The organism is Aliterella sp. E5.1, from assembly GCF_057473825.1.
In genome coordinates this window covers 1-2,860 of record NZ_JBYCCV010000220.1, presented here as the reverse complement: position 1 = coordinate 2,860, position 2,860 = coordinate 1, and the positions used below count along the sequence as shown (strand labels likewise).

Annotated in this window: 6 protein-coding genes and 1 pseudogene; 2 read left to right on the top strand and 5 right to left on the bottom strand. The window is 44.1% G+C overall.

The window, feature by feature from the left end; translation table 11 throughout:
• Positions 1-123, top strand: a pseudogene (gene ppnK / locus AC2VE5_RS25325) (NAD(+) kinase); the annotation flags it as partial.
• A gap of 252 nt (positions 124-375) precedes the next feature.
• Positions 376-966 (top strand): Uma2 family endonuclease, encoded by a 591-nt coding sequence (locus AC2VE5_RS25320; RefSeq protein WP_486890354.1) that lies wholly within the window; start codon positions 376-378, stop codon positions 964-966.
• A 26-nt stretch (positions 967-992) separates the two neighbouring features.
• On the opposite strand, the gene AC2VE5_RS25315 is transcribed toward AC2VE5_RS25320, so the two are convergent.
• The 5 genes from AC2VE5_RS25315 to AC2VE5_RS25295 all read right to left on the bottom strand — a co-directional run.
• Positions 993-1,457 (bottom strand): ribonuclease toxin HepT-like protein, encoded by a 465-nt coding sequence (locus AC2VE5_RS25315; RefSeq protein WP_486890353.1) that lies wholly within the window; start codon positions 1,455-1,457, stop codon positions 993-995.
• Positions 1,439-1,789 (bottom strand): nucleotidyltransferase family protein, encoded by a 351-nt coding sequence (locus AC2VE5_RS25310; RefSeq protein ID WP_486890352.1) that lies wholly within the window; start codon positions 1,787-1,789, stop codon positions 1,439-1,441. The genes AC2VE5_RS25315 and AC2VE5_RS25310 overlap by 19 nt, the downstream gene beginning before the upstream one ends.
• 9 nt (positions 1,790-1,798) lie before the next feature.
• Positions 1,799-1,996 (bottom strand): hypothetical protein, encoded by a 198-nt coding sequence (locus AC2VE5_RS25305; protein WP_486890351.1) that lies wholly within the window; start codon positions 1,994-1,996, stop codon positions 1,799-1,801.
• Between the two features lie 11 nt (positions 1,997-2,007).
• The gene (locus AC2VE5_RS25300; protein WP_486890350.1) at positions 2,008-2,169 is read right to left on the bottom strand and encodes a type II toxin-antitoxin system HicB family antitoxin; all 162 of its coding nucleotides are present in this window, start codon (positions 2,167-2,169) and stop codon (positions 2,008-2,010) included.
• Positions 2,170-2,438: 269 nt separating this feature from the next.
• Positions 2,439-2,860, bottom strand: a 422-nt coding sequence (locus AC2VE5_RS25295) for a Uma2 family endonuclease (RefSeq protein WP_486890349.1), incomplete at its 5' end; no start/stop codon positions are given.

Sequence of the window (2,860 nt, the reverse complement as noted above, 5' to 3'; positions counted from 1 at the left end):
ATGGCAGAGGCCCAAGCTCAATTTATTCTTTTGGGGGATGATTACTCTTTTTATCAGACCCTGCGGGAAAAACTTCAGTGGGCTGGAGCCCGGATTCGCTATCGCAACCACCACCGATCTTAAGAACGCTTGGACGCAGTACAGGCTAGAAATCGAACTGAGCCTTGGATGATGGCTGCCTGCTTGTCTGCTGATTCCGAACCTGCCTTATCAATAGAATTTATGATGCGCTTATCCTGACCAGTTAAGCTGATTTGCTACTCAGCAACTGAACGATAGACTTCAAGTTTAATCGCTATCAGTTTGCCAGCACAGTAGAAAACTACGGGCAGAGCAAAAGCAATCCGGTAATCTTGAAGCGATGGGAGATTAGAGATGGTGCAGGCAAAAATTGAACCCCGCCATTATACTCCAGAAGAATATCTCAGCCTGGAGGAGAAAGCTAATTATAAAAGTGAATACCGAGATGGAGAAATTGTGCCGATGGCTGGTGGGACGACCAATCACAATGAAATATGCCTTAACTTTGCTGCCCACCTCAAATTTGCCCTAAGGCAGCAAAACTATCGGGTCTATATTGGTGATGTCCGCCTCTGGATACCTCGATACCGTCAGTATACATATCCTGACATTATGGTCATACAGGGAGAGCCAATCTATACGGCACGAGGTACAACTACGGTGATGAATCCTATGGTAATTACTGAAGTTCTCTCGAAATCTACTCAAAACTATGATCAGGGAGAAAAGTTCATGTATTATCGGTCAATTCCAGAAATGCAAGAATACATTCTAGTTGGCCAAAGTCAATCTTATGTCATGCAGTACACCAAAACAGAAGTTGGGAAGTGGCTACTGAGCGAGTACGAGGGCAAAGACTCTGCTTTAAGGCTAAGCGCTATCAATTTTGAAATTTCATTAAATGATCTCTATGCAGGCATTAATTTTGAGGAGGAAGAAGGATAAAAGCTTTTGAGATAACAGTTACTATGCTACTGCAATGCTTTGAGAAACCTTTCAACATCTTTTTCTAAGCAAGGCATCAGGCTTTGAGCTTTATCCAAATTAATCTTTAACTGAGGGTATTCTATGGGAACTCCGTAGGCATGACGAAAGAAGTGCCGAAACCCCCGGAGGGCATTTAGGCTTAAATAAGTTTCCTGGGAGAGTAGCGCTGGACGAATCCCAGCCACCACTTGGGTCATCCGCTGCAAAAGGGCTGTATGCCAACGGGCTGTATCCGTAATTTGGTTCTCAAAGTGGGCTGCTATCAGCTTGAGTAGATCTTCGACAGCATTGTATAGGTTGTGAATTTGATAGGCAATGCTTTCCATCCTGACTAGATCATCTGGAGAAAACTCTTTTGCTCGTTCTTCAACCTTGACAGAAATAAGCCTGATTAAGCTCATTTGGGCTTGAATATCCGCTGTTAAGACGCTTAAATACCCTTCGTCCACAAAACCCCCCTCTGACGAATCCGATCGGCAAAGTGACACTTCTTGAGTTCAATCAGATCCACTTCTCGTCCAGTCGCCGTTGACAGCAAGCTCATGGCATTAAAGAAATCTTCTGGATTCATTTCTTCAACGGCAATATCAATATCTGAGGTTTGTTTGAATTTACCCGGACGGATCAGGGAGCCAAATAGATAAGCCCGGTGAATTCCATGGCTACCGCCAAGTTCCTCTAGCCATTGGATAACCTTGGCAAAAGTGGCTTGACGTTCTTGTTCCAGTTTGGTATCGCGTTCAGCTATCCAATTATCAAGAATATAGGTGTCAAAGGCCATGACTTTCAGTCATCTTGAAATAAAGCTAATTTCTTCTCGGCTTAAGCAATTATCCTTAATACCTAGTTTAAAGGTGGGAAATTGATGTTTCTTGTTTAAGCGAGATATGATAACCACATCAACTATTTCTCCTTCTTCAATCCCCTCTGGCAAAGCATTTTCCAGGATAATGGCTTGACCTTTAATATAGCCTTTCAAATCTTTCACCTCACTTAACTCTATATCGCCTGAACATGAAGATAACCAGTAATGGCATCTTTGATGTTGCTGACTGCCTCATCTAGGGTCTTGCCTTGGCTCATACATCCAGGCAGTTCAGGTACACTGGCAACATAGCCTTGATATTCTTGATCAAATGTAAAAATGACTTGGAATTTCATAACTTGAAGTCCTGCCCATATGCTTGATTATACCGCTGAGCCTGAAGAGGAGTAGCCTTTAGATAGCTAAGCCTTAACGCTAGACATCAGGGTGAGTACTCCTCAGCAACTGAACGTTAGCCTTTAAGGATTTGGGCTGCAGTCTGATCCCATCTGAAGACTTTTATGATTTGGTGGCCTTTAGCAATCAAGAGATCGCTACAGTCCATCAGCTGCCACTGCTCTATACAGGTCAAGATTTTAAGGCGGCAGGATTATAAAATAACGGATTAAACCAGTTGATCTGGATCAAAACCCATTTCTCGCAGCCGGGCTGCTAAGCTTTCCGACCGCTGTCGCTCAAGACTTAACTGCTGTTGCAAGCGTTCTCGTTGCTGCTGCTCTTGAGCAATGCGCTCTGCTGAAGAGGGCAACCAGTCACCTTCAGCATTCTGCCATCTTAACCATAGGCTCTCAATCCCTTCGTAGGTGCCGCTCCATAAGCCAAGGCCCAGACCTAACTCAGGTAGCCAAACCTGGGGAGCATCAGCTAGCGTTAATTCCTGATAACGACCGGCCAAATTTTGAAATGCCCGCAATTGGTTGCTGTAACGATTAAAGATAATGTAATAAGGAACCCGCAGAATCTGTTCGTAAACCTGCCATTTCGTCGGCGGTTGATTAATTTCCCGTAGGGTTTGACCCAAGTCTT

Excerpts from the sequence above, each read along its gene's own strand:
- AC2VE5_RS25310 (WP_486890352.1), bottom strand. The coding sequence starts at position 1,789 with ATGGCCTTTGACACCTATATTCTTGATAATTGGATAGCTGAACGCGAT.
- AC2VE5_RS25320 (WP_486890354.1), top strand. The coding sequence starts at position 376 with ATGGTGCAGGCAAAAATTGAACCCCGCCATTATACTCCAGAAGAATAT.
- AC2VE5_RS25300 (WP_486890350.1), bottom strand. The coding sequence starts at position 2,169 with ATGAAATTCCAAGTCATTTTTACATTTGATCAAGAATATCAAGGCTAT.